Genomic DNA, 258 nt, shown 5'->3' on the forward strand with positions numbered 1-258 from the left:
GGGATATATTCGCTGCCGCGCCCACGGCATTCCCGAGGACGAACATGAAGACTGCGGCCACGGCGCGGTCTGCTTCTGCGGGGGCGAATCCCGCGTGGTCGTAGACGGCGAGGGCGTGGTCGTCGTGGCGGGACTTGTTCTCGCCGTACAGCAGATGCGACGCCTGTGCCTGTACCAGCCAGGGATGCCGGTTCATCATCTTGTACATATCGACGGCCATGGTTTCCGCTGCCGTGCGCCAGTCCATCGTGTATGGGT

At 63.6% G+C, this 258-nt stretch carries 1 protein-coding gene; it reads right to left on the minus strand.

Annotation, left to right across the window (positions count from 1 at the left end; all coding sequences use genetic code 11):
• Positions 1–258: TetR/AcrR family transcriptional regulator C-terminal domain-containing protein (locus CUZ56_RS15210; protein ID WP_204250960.1), on the minus strand; the 258-nt coding region annotated here is incomplete at both ends.

Origin of the sequence: Saezia sanguinis (assembly GCF_003991585.1) — a bacterium.
GTDB classification, from domain to species: Bacteria; Pseudomonadota; Gammaproteobacteria; order Burkholderiales; family Burkholderiaceae_C; genus Saezia; species Saezia sanguinis.